We start from the raw sequence: 19,663 nt of genomic DNA, 5'->3' as shown, positions 1-19,663 counted from the left end.
GCACGATGCCCGCAACCACCCCGGCGCCCCCCGGCGGGCCCGAGGCGCGGCCGGAGCCGGTCGCCGTCGTCGGCATGGAGGTCTTCCTGCCCGGCGCCCCCGATCTGGCCACCTACTGGCACAACATCGCGCACGGCGTGGACTCGGTCACCGAGGTGCCCGCCGACCGCTGGGACCCGCTCTTCTACGACCCGGCCGCCCCGGCCGCCGGGCGCCGCAGCGACCGCTTCTACTGCCGCCGCGGCGGGTTCGTGGACGGCGGGGCCGAGTTCGACCCGACCCGTTTCGGGATCATGCCGAACTCGGTGCCCGCCACCGAGCCGGACCAGCTCATCGCGCTCGACGTGGCGCACCGCTCCCTGCAGGACGCGGGCGGCGACTCGGTGCTGCCCGCCCGCCGCGAGCGCGCCGGGATCGTGCTCGGCCGCGGCGGCTACCTCACCCCCGGCCTCGTCCGCCTGGACCAGCGGGTGCGCACCGCCAACCAGCTCGTGCAGACCCTGCGCGAGCTGGCTCCGCAGCTCGACGAGGCACAACTGGAGGCGGTGCGCGCCGGGTTCTGCGACCGGCTCGGGCCCGAGGAGCCGGAGTCCGCGATCGGCCTGGTGCCCAATCTGGTCGCCTCCCGGGTCGCCAACCGGCTCGACCTGCGCGGACCCGCGTACACCGTGGACGCGGCCTGCGCCTCCTCGCTGGTCGCCGTGGACCACGCGGTGCGCGAACTGACCTCCCGGCGCTGCGACGTGATGCTCGCCGGCGGCGTGCACCACTGCCACGACCTCACCCTGTGGAGCGTCTTCACCCAGCTCGGCGCCCTCTCCCCGAGCGAGCGCATCCGACCGCTGCACCGGGACGCGGACGGCGTCCTGATCGGCGAGGGCACCGGCGTGGTCGTCCTCAAGCGGCTCGCGGACGCCCAGCGCGACGGCAACCGGATCTACGCGGTGATCCGTGGCACCGGGGTGGCCAGCGACGGCCGCTCCGCGAGCCTGTTCAACCCCGACCCGGGAGGTCAGATCCGCGCCGTCCGCCAGGCGTGGCAGGCCGCCGGGCTCGACCCGCGCGCCGCCGACGCGCTGCAGCTGCTGGAGGCGCACGGCACCGCGACGGCCGCCGGGGACCGCGCGGAACTCACCACGGTGGCCGAGGTGTTCGGCCCCGCGACCGCGCGGCGCGCGGTCATCGGCTCGGTGAAGTCGCAGATCGGGCACACCATGCCGGCCGCCGGCGTGGCCGGTCTGATCAAGGCCGCGCTCGCCCTGCACCACGAGACGCTGCCGCCCACCCTGCACTGCGACGACCCCAACCCGGCTCTCGCGGACACCCGGTTCACCACACTGGACACCGCCCGTCCCTGGGACGAGGTGGCGGGCGGCGCCCCGCGCCGGGCCGCCGTCAACGCCTTCGGCTTCGGCGGCATCAACGCCCACGTGGTCCTCGAACAGCCCGCCGCGGCCCGCACCCGCCGCCCACGGGTGACCGTCAGCGAGCCGGAACGCGTACTGCGCCTCGCCGCCCGCACCCCCGGGGAACTGGCCGCCCGGCTCGCCGCCGAGGACGGCGCCGTGCTCGCCGCGGGCCTGCCCGAGACGGGCGTGCCCGCCGCGGGCCCGGTGCGGCTCGGCATCGTCGACCCCACGGCGCGCCGCCTGAAACTGGCCCGCAAGGCGGTCGCCAAGGGCGAGCCCTGGCGCGGGCGCAACGACGTCTGGTTCACCCCGCGCCCGGTGCTCGGCCCGGCCGGCGGGCGAACCGCCTTCGTCTTCCCCGGCCTGGAGGCCGAGTTCACCCCGAAGGTGGACGAACTCGCCGCCCGGCTCGGCCTGGACTGGTCCTTCGGCGAGGGAGCCGAGGTCGGCGACGTGGGCCGGCACGGCGCCGCCGTCTTCCAGCTGGGCCGCCTGCTCGACACCGCCCTGCGCCGCCTGGACGTGGTGCCCGACGCCGTCGCCGGCCACAGCGTGGGGGAGTGGACCGCGATGGCGGCGGCCGGGGTGCACGCCCCGGAGGAGGTGGACGCCTTCCTGGCCGGCTTCGATCCGGACGCGCTGCGGGTGCCCGGCGTGGCCTTCGCCGTCCTCGGCACCGCCGCCGACCGGGTCCTGGAGCGGCTGGCCGGCCGCGGGGACGTGGTCCTCAGCCACGACAACGCCCCCAACCAGTCCATGATCTGCGGCCCGGAGGAGGCCGTCGCCGAACTGGTCGGCGCCTTCCGCGCGGAGGGCGTCATCGCACAGGTGCTGCCCTTCCGCTCCGGCTTCCACACGCCGATGCTCGCCCCCTACCTGGACCCGATCCGCAGGGCGGCCGAGCAGTACGGCCTGCACCCGCCGCACACCGCCCTGTGGTCGGCGACCACCGCCGCCCCCTTCCCCGCCGAGCCGGACGCGGTCCGCGAACTGTTCGTGCGCCACCTGCTCGAACCGGTCCGCTTCCGCGAACTCGTCCTGAAGATGTACGAGGCGGGCTTCCGGGTCTTCCTCACCCTGGGCGCGGGCCAGCTCGGCTCCCTCATCGACGACACCCTCGCGGGCCGGGACCGCCTGGTGGTCCCCGCCCACTCCGCCTCCCGCGACAGCCTCGCCCAGCTCCGCCGGGTGGCAACCGCGCTGTGGACCGAGGGCGCCGCCCCGGACGTCACCCCGCTCGACCCCCCGGCCGCCCGGCCGGGGCCGCCCGCCCGCCCGGTGCGCCGTGCCGGGATGAAGCTCGACCTCGGTGGCGCCCTGGTCACCCTCCCCGCCGCCGAGCGCGGCCTGCTCGCCGGCCCGCCGGCCCGCACTGCGCCGGACCGCGCGGCACACCCCCCGCGCCCCGCGGCCCCGGCCGCCGCCCCCGCCGACGCGCTCGCCCTGCTCGGCCGCGCCGGCGAGCACCACCCGGTGGCCGCGGAGTTCTCCGCGCTGCTCACCGACACCACCGCGGTCGCCGGGGAACTCCTGGAGGCGATACGGCACGCCCCGCGCCCCGCGCGCCGCGGCCCCCGCGTCCTGCCGCGCGCCGGGCAGCCAGGCCCCGCGGTACCACCCCCGCCCGCCGCGCCGCGGGCCCCCGGCGGCGCGGCCGGCCACGGCCCCGGTGGCGTGGCGGGCCACGACGGCCCCGGCGGCACGGACGCCCTCGCGCCCGTGCCCGCCACCCTGCGGATCGACGTGGAGCGGATGCCCTACCTGCTCGACCACTGCTTCTTCCGGCAGCGTCCCGGCTGGCCCGACGAGGCCGACCGGTGGCCGGTCGTGCCCGCGACCACCGTCATCGACCATCTGATGCGGATCGCGGAGCGGGCGGTGCCCGGACAGCGGGCGGTGGCCGTGCACCGGGTGCGGCTGCAGAAGTGGATCGAGGCCGTGCCCGCCTCCGAGGTGCCCGTCGCGGTGCGCCGCGCGGGCCCGGACCGGGTCGAGGTCGAACTCACCGGTTTCGCGGGAGCCGTCGTCCGGCTCGCCGCGGGACCGGCGGCCCCGCCCGCCGTCTGGCCGGTGGACCCGGCCGGCGAACGCGTCCCCGACCTGACCGCCGAACAGCTCTACACCGAGCGCTGGATGTTCCACGGCCCCCGCTTCCAGGGCGTCACCGAGCTCACCGCGCTCGGCGAGCGCCACGTGCGCGGCGTGCTCACCGCGCCCGGGCCGCCCGGCGCGCTGCTCGACAACGTCGGCCAGCTCCTCGGCTACTGGATCATGAGCACCCTCACCGAGCGCACCACCGTCTTCCCGGTCGGCATGGCCCGGATCGACTTCCACGGCCCCGAACCGGCCGCCGGCACCGCCCTGGACTGCCACATCCGCATCACCGGGGTCACCGACAGCACCCTCACCGCCGACATGCAGCTCGTCCACGAGGGCCGCGTCTGGGCGCAGTGCACCGGCTGGACCGACCGCCGCTTCGACACCGACCCCGGCATCCGCGCGGTGGACCGCTTCCCCGGCCGGAACACACTCTCCGAGGCGCGTCCCGAGGGCTGGACGGTGGTCCACGAGCGCTGGCCCGACCTCGCCACCCGCGAGCTGCTCATGCGGAACATGCTCGGCGGTGCCGAACGCGATCGCTACGCGAGCCAGCCCCCGGTCCGCAGGCGCCGCCACCTGCTCGGCCGGATAGCCGCCAAGGACGCGGTGCGCCACCTGCTCTGGGCGGAGGGCGAGGGCGACATCTACCCGGCCGAGATCGCCCTGCACAACGACGCGGCCGGCCGCCCGGTGGTGACCGGCGTGCACGGCCGCGACATCGGACCCGGCCTGACCGTCTCCCTCGCGCACTGCGGCGAGGCGGCGGTCGCGCTGGCCCGCCGCGGCCCCTGCGGCATCGACCTCGAAGAGGTCACCGCCCGGCCCGCCGCCACCGTCGCGGCGGCCTGCGGTCCCGAGGAGCGCGCGCTCCTCGCCCGCACCGTCGCCGCGGACGGCGGGAGCGAAGACCTGTGGTTCACCCGCTTCTGGGCGGCGAAGGAAGCCGTCGCTAAGGAGCGCGGCACCGGCCTGGGCGGGCGGCCCCAGGACTACCGCGTCACCGCCGCCCGCCCGGACCTGCTGCGGGTGGAGCACCCGGGCGGCGTCCGCGAAGTGCGCTGCAGCCGGATCGCGGCCCCGGCGGGGCTGCCCGAACGGAACTACGTCGTCGCCTGGACCGAGGGCGGCGCCGAGCCAGTCAGTCAGGAGAGCCAGCATGACCACTGAGGCGACCACCACCACGGCCCCCGGTACCGACGAGAGCACCGTCCTCGCGCAGATCGCCGCGATGCTGCGCGAGCTGCCCGACGCCGGGCTGGAGGACGCCGAGATCGGCCGCGAGACGCTCTTCCACGACAACCTGGAGCTGGAGAGCATCGACCTGGTCTCCCTCGCGGGCGTCCTGCGCGAGCACTACGGCGAGCGCGTCAACCTCGCCCTGTTCATCGCGGACCTGGAACTCGACGAGATCATCGCGCTGACCGTGGGCCAGCTCGCCGACTACGTCGCCGCCTCGCTGCGCGCCGCCGAAGAGGGCTGAACGGATGGCGAAGATACCGACCGGCGCCCTCACCACCCACGTGCAGCAGCTGCCCGCGGGCGCGGCCGGCGGCACGGTCCCCGAGGGCGAGCCCCCGGTGGTCGTCCTCGTGCACGGCCTGCTCACGGACTCGCTCGCCAGCTACTACTTCACCCTCGGCCCGGCGCTCTCCGCGGCGGGCATGGACACGGTGATGTACGACCTGCGCGGGCACGGCCGCAGCGACCGGCCCGCCACCGGCTACCGCCTGGAGGACTTCGTCGAGGACCTGGCGCTGCTCCTGGACGGCCTCGGCGAGCGGCGCCCGGTGCACCTGGTGGGCAACTCCTTCGGCGGCACCGTCGCCGCGGCGTTCGCCGCCTGGCACCCGGAGCGCACCGCCACCGTCACCATGATCGAGTCCGAGCCGCCGGTGGCCGCCTGGGCCGGCCACATCGCCGACGGCCTCGCGCACGCCCGCCGCGAGCTGGTCCACCAGGAGGCCATCGACTGGATCAGGGAGCACTACGGGGCGCACACCGCCCGCCTGTCCCGTACGGCGGGTCGCATCCTGGAGACCACCACCCTGGCCGAGGACGTCCCGGCCGGGCGGCTCATCGAGGACGACCTGTCCGCGCTGCGCTGCCCGCTGCTCGCCGTCTTCGGCGGCGACTCCGGGCTCAGCGCCCAGGTGCCGGAGCTGGAGGCGAAGCTGGCGGAGTGCCGCACCGTGGTGCTCCCGGGACAGGGCCACTCGGTCCTGGTCGAACAGCCCGGCCGTACCCGCAACCTCGTCCTGGAGTGGGTGCGCGAGCACCACGCGCGCCGGACGACCGCCCCGGCCGGAGCGGTCGTATGAGCCGCTTCCTGCTGGTCGTGCCGCCGCTGACCGGGCACATCAACCCGCTCGTCGGGGTGGCGGCCGAGCTGACCCGGCGCGGTCACGAGGTCATGTGGTGCGGCCACGCCGACCGCATCCGCGACGTGGCCGGGCCCGCCGCCGTGATCCACCCGTGCACCCTGCCCGGGACCGGCGAACTGGTCCGCCCGCCGACGCTGACCGGACCGGCCGCCTTCCGCTTCCTCTGGGAGGACTTCTTCGTCCCCCTCGCCGAGGCGATGGCGCCCGCCGTGGCGGACGCGGTGCGCGCCTTCCGCCCGGACGCGGTCGTCAGCGACCAGCACGCGGTGGCCGGCGCCCTGGTCTGCGAACGCCTCGGCGTCCCGTACTTCACCTCGGCCAGCACCTCGGCCGAACTCGTCGACCCGTTGGCCGAACTGCCCAGGGTGGCCGCCTGGCTGACCGGCCGGCTGGCCGCGCTGCGGGAGGCGATCGGGGATCCGGCCGCCACCCACGACCCGCGCTTCTCCCCGTACGGCGTCCTCGCCTTCACCAGCCGGGCGCTCCTCGGCGACGCGGCCCTGCCCTGGGAGCGGGTGCACCTGGTCGGCCCGGTCGTCGCGGACCGGCCGCAGGACCCCGGCTTCCCCTGGGACGCCCTGGACCCCTCCCGGGACCTGGTGTTCGTCTCGCTCGGCACCGCCAACACCGACGCCGGCGCACGCTTCCTCGGCGAGGCCGTCCGGGCGCTCGGCATGCTCGCCGACCGGGTGCAGGGCGTCGTCGCGGATCCCGGCGGCCACCTCACCGACCCGCCGCCCGGCATCCTGGTCCGCCCGTACGTCCCGCAGCTCGAACTGCTCGGCCGCGCCAGGGCGGTGGTCAGCCACAGCGGCCACAACACCGTCTGCGAAGCCCTCTGGCACGGACTGCCGCTGGTGCTCGCCCCGATCCGCGACGACCAGCCGATCGTGGCCCGCCAGGTGGTCGAGGCGGGCGCCGGGGTCCGGGTGCGCTTCGGACGGGTGGACGCGCCGAAGCTCGCCGAGGCGCTGCGCACGGTCCTGGACGACACCGGCCCCCACCGCGCCGCCGCCGCGGCCATCGGCAGGTCGCTGCGCGCCGCGGGCGGCCAGCGCGCCGCCGCCGACCACCTCGAACAGCTCGTCGCGACGCGCCCGGCGGCACCCGCAGGCCGCTGAGCGTGTCCCCCACACCCGGAGCCCCCATGATCACAGCCCACCCGACCCCACCGCAGGAGGCGCCGGGTCCCGGGCCCGGCGGGTCGCCGCCCCACGGCAGCCGCCCGCTGCGGGCACTGCTCCGGCAGACCCGCCCGTACCGGTCCGTACTCCTCGGCTCGCTCCTGCTCGTGCTCGCCGCCAGTGCCTGCGGACTCGTCCAGCCGCTGGTGGCGCGGTCGGTGCTGGACGCCCTGGAGGACGGCACCGCCGTCACCGGGCCGCTGGTCCTGCTCGGCGCCCTGGTGGTGGTGGGCGCGGTCCTGACCGGTCTGCAGTCCTGGTGGCAGCAGCGCACCTCCGAACAGGTGGTCCGCTCCATCCGCCGCGACCTGGTCTTCCGCCTCATCCGCCTGAAGGTCCCCGAGCTGGACCGCCGTCCCCCCGGCGACCTGGTCGCCCGCGTCACCTCCGACAGCGCCCTGGTGCAGAACGCCGCCACACAGGGTCTGGTCATGATCACCAACGGGGTGCTCACCGTCTGCGGCGCCGTCGTCCTGATGGGCACCGTCCACCTCGGCCTGCTCGGTGTCACCCTCGCGGTCCTGCTCGGCACCGGCGCCGTCCTCGGGCTGGTGCTGCCCCGCATCCGCGAGGCCGTCGCCCGCGCCCAGGCCTCCGTGGGCGCGATCGGCGCCGCCCTGGACCGCTCCCTGGGCGCCGCCCGCACCGTCAAGGCCAACGGTGCCGAACCCCGCGAGACCGCCCGCGCCGAGGCCGCCATCGAGGAGGCCTACGAGGCGGGCCTGACCGGCGCCAAGTACGTCGCCCTGGTCCAGGTCCTGTCCGGCGTCGCCATCCAGGCGGCCTTCCTCGCGGTGCTCGGCGTCGGCGGCGCCCTGGTGGCCTCCGGGGACCTCGGCGCCTCCCAGCTCATCGCCTTCCTGCTCTACGTCTTCTACCTGGCCAGCCCGATCGCCTCGCTCCTGGGCGGCCTCGGCATGCTCCAGCAGGGCCTCGGCGCCATCGTCCGCATCGAGCAGGTCGGGCAACTGCCGGCCGAGGACGACGTGGACCTCCCCGAGCGGGCCGCCCCGCCCGCCGCGGACACGGCGACCCGCACGCAGCCGGACGGGCCGCCGCCGGTCGAGTTCGACGCCGTCCACTTCGCCTACCCGGGACGCGGCCCCGCGCTGCGCGGCATCAGCCTCACCGTGCCCGGCGGCACCCGCACCGCCCTGGTCGGCCTCTCCGGCGCCGGCAAGACCACGATGTTCGCCCTGCTCCAGCGCTTCTACGAGCCGCAGGCGGGCGCCATCCGGATCGGCGGCCAGGACATCGCCCTGCTGCCCCGCGCGGAGGTCCGCCGCCGCATCGCCTACGTCGAGCAGGAGTCCCCGGTGATGGCGGGCACCCTCGGCGACAACCTCCGTTACGCCGCGACCGACGCCGGCGACGAGGAGATCGCCGAGGTACTGCGCCTCACCCGGCTCGACTCCCTGGTCGCCCGGCTGCCCGACGGCCTGGACACCGAGGTGGGCAACCGCGGCGTCACCCTGTCCGGCGGCGAGCGCCAACGCCTGGCCATCGCGCGGGCGCTGCTGCGCAAACCCGAGGTGCTGCTGCTCGACGAGGCCACCGCCCAGCTCGACGCCAGCAACGAACAGGCGCTGCGCGAGGCGGTCAACCAGGCCGCGCGCCGCTGCACCGTCGTCCTGATCGCCCACCGCCTGTCCACGGTCACCGACGCCGAGCAGATCGTCGTCCTGGAGGACGGCAGGATCCGCGCCGCGGGCTCCCACGACGACCTGGTCGGCGCCGACGCCCTCTACCGCGAACTCGCCGCCTCCCAGATGCTCGTGCCCGCCGTGAGCGACCCGCCGCCGGGGCCGGACGCGGAGCCGGCCCGGTAACCGGGGCCCCCGGCCCCGACGGCGGGCGGCCCGGCGCGGCGGGAGCGCGTCGGCCGCGGCCGCGGAGCGGGGGCCGCCCCCGCGTTCCCCGCCGCGCCCGCCGCCCGGCCGAGCGAACGGCGGCGCGGACCCGGGTGCGGTGGCTCCGGGTCCGCGCCGCCGGATCCGTGCCGTCAGCCCGTGATCGCGTCCAGGGCGGGCAGGTAGCCGTCGCGGTGCCCGGCCTGGTTCGGGTGGTACGACTCGTTAATCTTGTCCCACTCCAGGCTGGTGACCCAGGCGGAGTTCTTCGAGCAGATGGTGTGCGGGTCGAACGACGGCCGCGGGTCGAGGAAGGCGAAGCCGGCGTTCGCGGCCTGCTGGGCGAGGACGCCGTCGAGCACGTCGGCCGCCGAGTTCAGCGCGGTCCGCTCCGTGTCGCTCAGACCGAATATGCCGCAGGTGCCGCCGATGGTGTAGAGCCGCGGGTAACCCACCACGACCACCATGGCGTTGGGCGCGCCCCGCCTGACGGCCGCGTAGGTGTCGGCCAGCGCGGCCGGCAGCGCGCCGGTCGCCGCCGCCTTGGCCGCGTTCACCCCGGAGACGCAGTCCTTGTCGTCCAGCGTGAGGATGCAGTTCTCCAGGACGCTGACGAACCCCACGTCGTTCCCGCCGACCTGCACCGTCACCAGCGTCGCGTCCGCGGTGAGCTGCGGTACCTGCTGGCTCTTGATCTCCGCCGTGGTGGCCCCCGAGCAGGACGCCTCCACGAAGGAGTACGAGGTGTGCTGCGCCGCCCACAGCCGGGGGTAGGACAGCGGCCCGCGCCGGCAGGCGTCGTTCGGGTCGTCGTAGGTCCGGGTGCCGGGCCCGACCGCGTACGAGTCCCCGAGCGCGATGTACTTCCCGGCCGCCGCCACGGTGGCCTCCCCGTGCTGCGCGGCGTGCGCGGCGGGGGCCGTGGTGAGGGCGAGGCAGGCCGCGGCGGCGGCGGCGAAGAGGGACGTCAGTGATCTGCGTGCGCGCGCGGAGAGCATGCGAACTCCTGTGGATGTGGGGGGACTTAGCTTCACCGGGATACCAGATCCAGGGCCCCGGGGATCAGGGTTCCGCGGAAAATCGAGGGTGTTCCGTAGGGGTGGGGCGGAGGCGGGGGCCGGTTCGCGGCAGGCGCCGGCGCTCCCACCGCGGTCGGCGCCGCCCGCACCCCGGGGCCGCGCGGCACGGAGGGGACCGCCGGGCGGGACGCGGCCGCGGCCGATGCCCGAACGGTTGAGGTCTTCCCGGGTGCGGCACCCCGGGCGCGGCGCTGCCTCCCCGCGGTGGCGCCCGCGGGCCGTCCCGGGCCGCACGACCAGGAACGACGGGGCCGCGGAGCCCGTGCACACCGCCGCACCGGCCGGTGCTCCGCCGAAGGCGGTGCCGGTGACCGGTGGTGCCGGTGGAACGGCCGCCCCACCGGCCGGCCCGGGACCACCCCGGGACGCCGCCGCCGGTGGGACTCGACGTCACCGACCGGCCCGCGGGCCGCGCGGCTGCCGCCGTCCTCCCCGAAGACGTCCTGCTGCGGTGGCGGCGGACCACGGCCGCGGTGTCCCCGGGCGAACCCGGCCCACGGCGTGCGGGCGTCGGGATCCCGGTCGGCGGTGGGCCGGGCAGGCACCGGCTCTGCCGTGGCGTTGCCCGTTCGGACCTGTCCGGCGGGACCCTCCGCGTCCTACACCTGAAGGGTCGGTCCAGGCGTGGTGAGGAGAGACGTGCGCGGACACCACAAGCGGCACGAGGATTCCGCTGCGGCCGGGGGGACGCGCGAGTCCGCCACGGCGCGGGCGGTGGACCCGCGGCACCCGGAACGGGCGGCCGTGCCGCGGTCGGACGCGGTGATCGCCCTGCAGCGGCTGATCGGCAACGCCGCGGTCGGCGAGATGCTCGGCCGCGCCGCGGCGGAGCACGCCGACGCGGCCGAGCGCCGGTCCGCCTTGGTGCGCGGAGTGCTGCGCTCTCCCGGCCGTCCCCTGGACGGCCCGGTGCGCGCCGACATGGAGGCCACGCTGGGTGCGGACTTCTCCGACGTCCGCCTGCACACCGACCGGGCGGCGCACGAGTCCGCCGCGTCGGTCGCCGCACAGGCGTACACCTCCGGCTCCCACATCGTCTTCCAACGGGGCCGGTACGACACGGCGTCCGACTCGGGCCGGGAAGTGCTCGCCCACGAGCTGACGCACGTCCTCCAGCAGCGCCGCGGCCCGGTCGCCGGCACCGACACCGGTGGCGGACTGGCCGTCAGCGACCCGTCGGACCGGTTCGAGCGCGAGGCGGAACGGGTGGCGGCCGGTGCCGGGGCCGGCTTCCCGGCCACGGCCGCCACGGCACCCGGTGCCGGCGCCGGCCTGCCCGTCGCACGCCTGCTGTCGGTCGAGGAATTCCGGCGGAAGACCACGGTCGGCCTCCTCGAGAAGCGCGGCTCGTCGATCGAGCAGGTCGAACAGGCTCTCGCCGCCTACCACCGGCTGCCGCAGACCAGTTACCTGGCCAGGCGCAGGCAACTGGAGAAACTGAGGGCCGTCGCCGAGGCGTACGGTGGCCAGTCGAAATCGGGAAGGCACCAAACGGCGGTCGACGACCTGATCGCCGAGAGCCACGCGGAATCCAACCTCATACGGCTGCCGGCCGTCATCGAGGAGATCCTCCAGCAGGCGTCCGCCCACACGCAGATCTACCAGCAGCTCGACAGCGCCAGCATGGAGGACGACCCGCTGGCGAAGGCGCGCCGTCTCCTGAGCGCGCAGGAGGCCGTCCTGCAGCAGATCCGCGCCACCGGCCTGGGCCCCGACAGCGATCTGTTCGCCGCCAACACCAACCTCTCGAACTGGCTCAACGGGGTCGTCAACGGCCTGCCGGAAGACGATCGGCGAACCCTCGTCGAGGACGACCTGCAACTGCTGGACGCCATCCGGGCGGACACCGGCGCCCCGCAGATCACCCGGGACGTCCTGGGCGACCTGCTGGCGCACCGCGGCATCGTCAAGTTCACGAGCGGAATGCCCGGGACCGCGCTCTCCCCTGCCGGAACCGCCGAGAAATACACCCTGAAGCACGCGCTGTACCAGCCGGGAGGGGCCACGGAGCGCCTCGGCTCGCTCGCCCACGAACTCACCCACGTGGACGCCGGCGAGACCTACGCCCACAGCGAGATCCTGCTGCTGTTGCGGCGGGACCTGAGCGACGGCGAGGTCCGGGACCTGGTCAAAGGGCGGAAGGCCGAGGTCGATCGTCTGAAGACGTTGCTGAAGCAGAGCCGGGCCCTGACCACCGAACAGGAGGGCCTCGTCGCGGCCAAGTTGCAGTACGCCGTCGAGCCGAAGAAGGGGGTCGGCCGCTACGCCATGTCCTTCAAGGCGCACGACAGGATCGACGACCCCACCTACCAACGGCTGATGCACATCGAGCAACTGAGCGCACCGAACAGCTCCGTACTCGTGGAGTACGACACCGTCATCACCCAGCTCCTCGTCTACCTGCACCAGTGGGGCGTGGATCAGCAGGAGCCGTTCCACGCCGCGGTCATGCGGCTGGCGGCGCGACTGCGGGCGGACCGGACGGCCGCCCGGTCCGCGAACCCCTGACCCGGTGGGAGGAGGCCCCGCCCGTCGGCCGTTTCCGGGGCCGGGGCGCGCGAGGCCCCTTCCGGGGCGTCGGCGGCGTCCCGTACGCCGCCACCACGGCCCCGTCGCCGACGAGCCGGGTCACGGGTCAACCCGCGATGGTGGTCAGGCCGACGATGCCGATGGCGTACAGGGCCAGGACGGCGATGCTGTCGACGCCCATGCGCAGGTACTGCCGTTTGGGCCGGAAGACCAGCCCGGCGATGTAGACGGTGGTCAGGATGATGCCGAGGGCGGTGAGGTAGATGTCCGTGTCGTGTGCGGCCGGCAGGACCGGCTTGCCGGAGATGACGGTGGCGAGCAGGAACAGGACCGGCAGGAACGCGTTGCCGCCGAAGATGTCGCTGATGGCGAGCTGGTAGTCGCCCAGCTTCGTGGAGGTCAGTCCGGTGCTGATCTCCGGAAGGGAAGTGGCGGCGGCGAGCACGGTGGCACCGAACAGGATGCCGCTCAGCCCCTGCCGGCCGAAGAACTCCTCACCGCTGCGCTCGATCACCACACCGGCGACCAGTGTCGCCGCCGCGGCCGCGGCGAAGACCAGGGCCGCGCGCGCGGTGCCGACCCCCTTGCTGCTGGCGGCCTTCTCCTTCTTGCCCTTGGAGTGGCCGCGCGGCTCGGGCTGCGCGCCGGGGGCATCCCCGCCCTCACGCCAGGGAAGCCCCTTGCCGGCCCGGTCCAGCAGCACCAGTCCGACCACCCACAGGACGGCGATGACCAGCGGTGCCGGGCTGAGCCGGGCGAACGACAGGTCACCGGACAACTGGGTGCCCATGACCACGACGGCCAGCACCACCACGACCAGCGCGCCCTCCAGGACCAGCACGAGACTGGCGGCCAGACGCGTCAGCGGTACGGGCGTCCGCACCCCGACCGCGTCCAGGACGACCAGCACGACGGTCTGCACGGCGATGCCGCCCAGGATGTTGCCCACCGCGACCTCCAACTGGCCGGACAGGGCGGCACTGGCGGTGATGGCGATTTCCGGCAGGTTCGTGGCGATCGCCAGCAGGATCAGCCCGCCCAGGGCACTGCCCAGGTGCAGCCGCTCGGACAGTACGTCGGTGGTGTCGGACAGCTTGATCCCGGAATACCAGATCACCGCCGCACTTCCCAGGAACAGCACCAGCAACACAGGTGAACTCAAAGATCCCATGGACTGGTGGGTACCCGTGGCACGGACGCTCTACCGGTCCGGCCGGTCCTCACCCGCCCGGACCAACCGCCTCCGCGGCCGGCCTCCCGGGAACCGGTGGCGGGCACCGCCCGGTGCCGGGACCGCCACCGGGCGCGCAACCGCCCGCCGGCGCTCAGTCGGCCAGCTCTCCGAGGAGTGCCCAGGTACGGCGCCGGTCGGACTCGCCGGCGATCTCCGTCCCCGAGAACACCACCTCCGTGGCTCCGGCGTCCCGGTAACGCCGCACCTCGGCGGCGACCTTCCGCTCGTCGCCGATCACAGTCACATCGACGGCCCGCTGGCCGCCGGAGAGTCCGATGACCCGTGCATAGGACGGGAACTGCTCGTAGAACGCGAGTTGCTCGGCGGCCTTCTCCCGTACGGCGTCGACATCGTCGGTGACCACGCCGTGCACCAGGGCGACGATTCGGGGCGCGGGCCGGCCGGCGGCCTCTGCCGCTGCGGTGACTGCCGGAACGATGTGCTCACCCAGTGCGCGCGGCCCGGCCAGATAGGGCAGGATCCCATCCGCCAGTTCACCGCTGACACGTAGCGCCTGAGGGCCCATCGCGGCGACGAGCAACGGCACGCCGCTCTCGGCGCCCGGCACACGGGCGGGGACCGGTGTCGTCGCGGTGAGCAGTTCGCCGTGGAAGTCCGCGGTGCCGGTCTCGGTCAACTGCCTGAGCGCGGTGAGGAATTCACGCAGGCGCGCGATGGGCCGTTCGTAGGGGATGCCGAAGCCCGCCTCGGTCAGGAGTCTGGTGCCGAGCGCCAGTCCCAGATGGTAGCGGCCGTGCGTGGCCGCCTGGGCGGTCTGGGCCTGGCTGGAGACCAGCAGCGGGTGGCGGCCGAAAACAGGAATCGCCGACGTGCCCACGTGCAGACCGGGCACTTCTCGCCCGACGACCGCCGCGAGCTGGGGTGAATCCGCGCCGAAGGTCTGGCCGAACCAGGCCGACCGCAGCCCGGCGGCCGCAGCCTCGTGTGCGAGCCGCACGGAGGCGTCGATCTGGTTGTCGGCGTCGATCGCGTTGAGCGCTACTCCTGTGGTCATGTCGGCGAAAACCGGCGGCGGCCGGCCGCGCATTCCGGTTCTTGCGTGACAACTGTTTGTCAGTCGTGTGTACGCGGCTGCCGGGAGCGGCCGAAGCCGTCCGGGGCCGACGTGGGTTCGGCGGAGGACCTGCCGGGCCCCCGGGTTCGGGGAAGCCGGAGGGAAACCCGTGCCCGCCCCGGAGCCGGGACCGCACGGAACGGCTGCTCGGAGCCGGACGCGTACGGGGTGTCCGACCGGGCTCAGCGGTTGAACGTCAGGCGCGGTGCCGCGTTGCGGGCCAGTGCATGGGCCTGGTCGGACCACCAGGCGCCGGCGGGCGGGTCGACGATGCCGTACTCGGGGTCGATCGTGCCGCCGGTGCTTCGTGTGCAACTGCCGTCGGACTCACCGGGGATCTTTATCCACAGGTAGGCGTCGACGAGTGGGACGCCCGTGTCGGCGGTGGGGCGCAGACCGAGACCGCGGCCGGGCGCGTTGCACCAGGCCTCCGGGTCCCCGCTGTACTTGCCCGGTTCCGGGGCCCATGTCCCCAGGCCGTTGCGGCTGGTGTCGATCACGAAGTGCTGCGGTTCGCCGGCCGGTGGGGAGCCCGCGTTCTGGTCGAACCAGGCGTCGGTCCACCGCCAGGTGGCGGGGTCGGCGGAGGAGACGGCGCTGCCGGGGGTCCCGTCGTTGGGCGCGGCGGACGAGTAGTACTGGCTGGCGCACCAGTCGGTGTGACCGCGTGCCTGCTCGGGTCCCCTGGTGGCGAACCACATGCACTTGGCGATCCAGGTGCCGTACCTGGCGTTGTGGTCGGTGGGGTGGGTGTTGGACACGTTCAGGGCGAAGCCGTCGCTGTACCGCACCCCGGCGTCCTGCAGGCGCTGCGCCATGTCGCCGACGGACTTCCACTGGACGTTGCCCGCGTCCAGGTAGACCGCGGTGCGCGGCCGGGCCTTGAGGGTCTTGACGGCGTACTCCAGGTCCGCGATGCGGGCGGCCGTGAGTTCGCCCGCCGGGTCGGTGGCGGGCCCGCAGTCCTTGGGGAGCAGGGCCAGGCCGTCGGGTTCGACGACGACCACCGCCCTGTTGCCGCCGACGCCGGCGGCGAAGGCGTCGATCCACTGCCGGTAGGCGGCGGAGGGCGGGGCGCCGCCGCTGGAGTACTGCGCGCAGTCCCGGCCCGGGACGTTGTAAGCGACCAGGACGGGGGTCCGGTTGACGGCCCGGGCCCGGTGGACGAGTTCGCCGACCTTGACGCGCACCTCGCCGGGCGTGCCGTGGGTGAACCACTCGGCCTGCGGCCAGCTCGCGAGCCCGGCCATGTTCGCGGCGTTCTCGGCGTCGCCGTTACTGAGGTCCACGAGGGCCTGTTGTGCGGCCTCGCTGTGCGGGTCCGCGTAGAACTTCGTGGCCGGGGCGATCACGTCCTGCGTGGGCGTGGGCGTGGGCGTGGCCTGCGCCTGCGTCGCGGTGAGAGCGGCGCAGGCGGTGAGCACCGCGACGACGGCGGCCGCACGGCCCCGTAGGCTGCGTGGTTGCATGACTGCTCCTGGGCGGTGGACGGATGGGGAGCGCCCGCCGCCGGCGGACCGCCACCGCCTGTGCGCGAAGGGCGGGCGGTGGCCCCGGACGGTGTGCGTGGTCCGGTCGCGGGGCATGGACGCACCGGGCCACGGGGCCCTGGGTCAGTAGCCGTAGATCATCTTGTAGGCGACCTCGGGGAGGAACTGTCCTGCCGAGGAGCCGGCTCCCACGCCGCAGTCGCCGTCGGACTCGCCGGGAGTTTTGATCCACAGCAGCATCTCGGCGCCTCCGCCCAGCCGGGTGGGGGTGCCGGTGCGGCGGCCCGAGGGGTTGCACCACTGCCCGTTGGAGCCGTTGCCGTTGCGGCTGGTGTCCACCACGAACGGCTTGGTGTAGCCGTAGCGTGCGTTCAGTTCGCTGTTGACGGCGTTGCCGTAGGCGGTGTTCTCGGCCGTGGTGAAGTAGTTGGAGATGTTGAGTGAGAAGCCGTGGGCCTGCCGCAGGCCCGCGTCGTGGAGGCGCTGTGCCATGGTCGCCGCGCCGGTCCAGCCCGGGTTGCCTGCGTCGAGGTAGACCCAGGTGTTGGGGGCTTGGCGGCCGAACTGGGTGAGGGCCCCGGTGAGCATGCCCTGGCGCTCGGTGATCTGGGCCTGTGTCATGCAGCCGTAGTCGCCGAGGGAGTCCGGTTCGAGGAGGACGACGGCCGGGCGGCCGGCGATCCCCCCGGCGAATTGCGCGATCCAGGTCGCGTAGGCGGACGGCGAAGCGGCTCCGCCCGCCGAGTGCCCGCCGCAGTAGTCGCGGTTGTAGATGTTGTAGGCGACGAGGACGGGCAGTTTGTCCGAGCTGTCCGCCGCTCCCGCGTACGCGCCCGTGGCGGTGCCGATGGTGCCGCTCCACGAGCCGAACCAGCGGGCCGTCGGGGTGCTGGCGAGGGAGGCGTTGATCGCGGGCGCCCGGCCGTCGCCGGGGTTGGCGGTGACCCACCTCTTCGCGCTGGAGTCGGGGTCCACGTAGAACCCGTTGGTCATGGTGATCGGGTCGGCCGCGTGTGCGGACGGCGCGACCGCGAGCGCCAGCGGCAGGGCGAGTAACGCTGCCGTGAGGACGCGGAGCCTGTGGCGCATGACGGTACCTCCGTTGCCTTGCAGGAAGGCGCCGCGTCCTCGTCCCGAGCGTGCGGCGCGCTGAGGAAGTGCGGTGGTACGGCGCCCCTTCGCGTCGGCGGGCTCCCCGGCGGGGGTGACGCGCTCGAAGGGTCGACGGCACATCTGGGAGCGCTCCCACTGGAAGCGTTTCCAAAACCACGGAAAACCTTTGGGGTGTGCTCGGTATCGTGTGACGCACCGGTGAAGCTGTCAAGGGTCGGCGTGTGATCGCCCTCCGCGTGGCGGGAACACGGCTCTGCGTTCCCTGTACTGGAAGCGCTTCCAGACCTCCGGCACCGAGCGGGTGGCAGGGGAAAAGGCAGGAGTGAGATGCTTCCCGTCCGGCTGAGGGGGAAGGGTTCGTGGTTCATGGCACACGCTGCGCCGCGTCGGCGGACGACGCTCGACGAGGTGGCCGCACTCGCCGGCGTCTCCCGCTCCGTGGCCTCCCGCGCCCTCAACAACGCCCCGCACGTCAGCCGTGTCAAACGCGAGGCGGTCGAACGGGCCGTGCGGCAACTCGGCTACGTCCCCGACCCGACCGCCCGCGCTCTGGCCACCCGTCAGACGGGAGCGGCCGCCCTGGTCGTCGCGGGAGAGGACCCGTCGATCTTCGCGGATCCGTTCTTCGCCCAGGTGATCGTGGGGGCTTCGGCCGCTCTGGAAGAGGCCGACCTGCACCTGATGCTGTGCCTGGCCGCTTCCGACCGGGGCCGCAAGCGGGTGGAGGAGCTTCTCCGGTCCAAGGGCGCCGACGGCGTCATGCTGATGGCGCTGCGCGAGGGCGATCCGCTGGCCCGCATGGCCGAAGAGGCCCGGATGCCCGTCGTCTTCGGGGGGCGCCCGGTCGGTGCGGCTCCCCGGTGGTACGTGGACGTCGACAACGTCGGCGGGGCGCGCGAGGCGACCGAGTACCTGGTCTCGCGCGGCCGGACTCGCGTGGCCGCGATCTGCGGGCGTCTGGACACCGAGGCCGGGCGCGCCCGGTACCGCGGCTACCGGGACGCCGTGCTGGCAGCCGGCCTCGATCCGTTCCCGCCGCAGGAGGGGGACTTCACCGAGCCCAGCGGAGCCGCCGCCATGGCGGAACTGCTGGCGAACCATCCCGATCTGGACGGGGTGTTCGCCGCCAACGACAACATGGGAGCGGGGGCGCTGCGCACGTTGCGCGAGGCCGGCCGGCTGGTCCCCGCCGACGTGGCTGTCGTCGGCTTCGACGACCTGACCGTGGCCCGGATCGCCGATCCGCCGCTCACCACCGTCCACCAGCCCATAACGGCTTTCGGCCGGGAGATGGCGCGCATGCTCGTCGCGCTCGTCAACGGACAGGATCCCACTCCGCTGATCCTGCCCACGCACCTGGTCACCCGCTCCAGCGCCTGACGGGCCTGTCCCGGAAAGCACGACCGCGCGGGGCGTGCCCCGCCCCTCCTTCGGCCGGACGGGGCACGCCGGTGCGCGGGCCCGGACGAACGGATCCGGTGCCTGCGGTCCCGGCCCCAGTCGTGCGCCGGGCCTGCGAACGGCTTGCCCCCCTCGCTCCGCCCCCGCTTCACGGCCCCCGCGCCGAACGACGCGGGCCAGATGGGCCAGCACGTCGAACCCGCCAGGACGTCCGGCTACACCTGCGGTTCCTGCGCCGTGGCGGTGCGCGCCACCGCCGGCGGCAAACTCTCACCTACCTGATGGCCGACGGCCAGGCATCCACACAGATCGCCGTCGATGCCACGACAGGCACCTCGACCCGCCGCCGCTACACGCCCTTCGGCGACGAACGCAGCGGCAGCCTGCCGGCCGGAACCGACAAGGGCTTCCTCGGCGAGACCGAGGACACCAGCACCGGCCTGTCCCTTCCCGGCGCCCGCGCCTACGACCTTGATCACGACAAGTTCGACGCCCTGTTCCAGGAGCAGGGCGGCGGTCGAGTGCCTGAGGTCGTGGAAGCGGATGCGGCGGAGGCCGGCCCTGCGCAGGAGCGTGGTGAAGACACGGGGCAGGGTGGCCGGGTCGATCGGTCTGTCCTGCGCAGTGGTGCACGCGTGCCCGTCGTGCTGCCACGTGGTGCCTGCGGCCGCACGCTCCCGTTTCCGCTGCTCGTGGTGGAGTTTCAGCGGGTGGAGGCAGCCGGTGGGGAGGGGGATTGGGCATCCGGGAACCCGGGGCCCGGGGCCCGGGGGGACAGCGTGGTGGGCCCGCCGGCAGTGGCGGGCCGCAAGGTTCGT

Annotated in this window: 13 protein-coding genes; 7 read left to right on the top strand and 6 right to left on the bottom strand. The window is 74.4% G+C overall.

All coding sequences use genetic code 11. The features are described 5' to 3' along the window. The first annotated feature begins 5 nt into the window (after positions 1–5). From QQY24_RS04290 to QQY24_RS04270, 5 genes are read left to right on the top strand one after another with little or no spacing between them, the layout of a single operon-like run. A complete protein-coding gene (locus QQY24_RS04290; protein WP_301971318.1) occupies positions 6–4,676 on the top strand; it encodes a type I polyketide synthase in 4,671 nt (1,556 codons plus the stop codon). Beyond that, positions 4,666–4,989, top strand: coding sequence for an acyl carrier protein (locus QQY24_RS04285; RefSeq protein ID WP_301971317.1), 324 nt, complete (start codon positions 4,666–4,668; stop codon positions 4,987–4,989). Before QQY24_RS04290 ends, QQY24_RS04285 begins: the two co-directional genes overlap by 11 nt. A gap of 4 nt (positions 4,990–4,993) precedes the next feature. Then, positions 4,994–5,827 (top strand): alpha/beta fold hydrolase, encoded by an 834-nt coding sequence (locus tag QQY24_RS04280; RefSeq protein ID WP_301971316.1) that lies wholly within the window; start codon positions 4,994–4,996, stop codon positions 5,825–5,827. Next, positions 5,824–7,011: a glycosyltransferase gene (locus QQY24_RS04275; RefSeq protein ID WP_301971315.1), complete on the top strand. Its 1,188-nt coding sequence runs from the start codon at positions 5,824–5,826 to the stop codon at positions 7,009–7,011. Before QQY24_RS04280 ends, QQY24_RS04275 begins: the two co-directional genes overlap by 4 nt. A 26-nt stretch (positions 7,012–7,037) precedes the next feature. Then, on the top strand, positions 7,038–8,903 hold the full coding sequence (locus tag QQY24_RS04270; protein ID WP_301971314.1) for an ABC transporter ATP-binding protein: 1,866 nt from the start codon (positions 7,038–7,040) through the stop codon (positions 8,901–8,903). A 173-nt stretch (positions 8,904–9,076) separates the two neighbouring features. Here the strand turns inward: QQY24_RS04270 and QQY24_RS04265 are convergent, their stop codons facing one another. Next, positions 9,077–9,922 (bottom strand): SGNH/GDSL hydrolase family protein, encoded by an 846-nt coding sequence (locus tag QQY24_RS04265; RefSeq protein WP_301971313.1) that lies wholly within the window; start codon positions 9,920–9,922, stop codon positions 9,077–9,079. A gap of 720 nt (positions 9,923–10,642) precedes the next feature. On the opposite strand from QQY24_RS04265, the gene QQY24_RS04260 reads away from it, so the two are divergent. Then, complete coding sequence (locus tag QQY24_RS04260) at positions 10,643–12,511, top strand: DUF4157 domain-containing protein (RefSeq protein WP_301971312.1); 1,869 nt, start codon at positions 10,643–10,645, stop codon at positions 12,509–12,511. A 127-nt stretch (positions 12,512–12,638) separates the two neighbouring features. Here QQY24_RS04260 and QQY24_RS04255 read toward each other — a convergent pair whose 3' ends face one another. The 4 genes from QQY24_RS04255 to QQY24_RS04240 form a co-directional block, all read right to left on the bottom strand. Further along, positions 12,639–13,694 carry a sodium:calcium antiporter gene (locus QQY24_RS04255; RefSeq protein ID WP_301971311.1) on the bottom strand — a complete coding sequence of 352 codons (1,056 nt, stop codon included), beginning with the start codon at positions 13,692–13,694 and terminating at the stop codon, positions 12,639–12,641. Between the two features lie 163 nt (positions 13,695–13,857). Beyond that, positions 13,858–14,781 carry an LLM class F420-dependent oxidoreductase gene (locus QQY24_RS04250; RefSeq protein WP_301971310.1) on the bottom strand — a complete coding sequence of 308 codons (924 nt, stop codon included), beginning with the start codon at positions 14,779–14,781 and terminating at the stop codon, positions 13,858–13,860. Positions 14,782–15,023: 242 nt separating this feature from the next. Continuing rightward, positions 15,024–16,310: a glycoside hydrolase family 6 protein gene (locus tag QQY24_RS04245; protein WP_301971309.1), complete on the bottom strand. Its 1,287-nt coding sequence runs from the start codon at positions 16,308–16,310 to the stop codon at positions 15,024–15,026. 144 nt (positions 16,311–16,454) lie between these two features. Continuing rightward, the gene (locus QQY24_RS04240; RefSeq protein WP_301971308.1) at positions 16,455–17,420 is read right to left on the bottom strand and encodes a glycoside hydrolase family 6 protein; all 966 of its coding nucleotides are present in this window, start codon (positions 17,418–17,420) and stop codon (positions 16,455–16,457) included. Positions 17,421–17,810: 390 nt separating this feature from the next. Between QQY24_RS04240 and QQY24_RS04235 the strand changes: the two genes are divergently transcribed. Next, positions 17,811–18,824 carry a LacI family DNA-binding transcriptional regulator gene (locus QQY24_RS04235; RefSeq protein ID WP_301971307.1) on the top strand — a complete coding sequence of 338 codons (1,014 nt, stop codon included), beginning with the start codon at positions 17,811–17,813 and terminating at the stop codon, positions 18,822–18,824. 236 nt (positions 18,825–19,060) lie between these two features. Here the strand turns inward: QQY24_RS04235 and QQY24_RS34685 are convergent, their stop codons facing one another. Then, positions 19,061–19,414: a hypothetical protein gene (locus QQY24_RS34685; protein ID WP_367658040.1), complete on the bottom strand. Its 354-nt coding sequence runs from the start codon at positions 19,412–19,414 to the stop codon at positions 19,061–19,063. Positions 19,415–19,663 lie beyond the last annotated feature (249 nt).

Source organism: Streptomyces sp. TG1A-8, from assembly GCF_030499535.1.
Taxonomy (GTDB): Bacteria; Actinomycetota; Actinomycetes; order Streptomycetales; family Streptomycetaceae; genus Streptomyces.
This window is presented reverse-complemented; position numbering and strand designations above follow the sequence as displayed.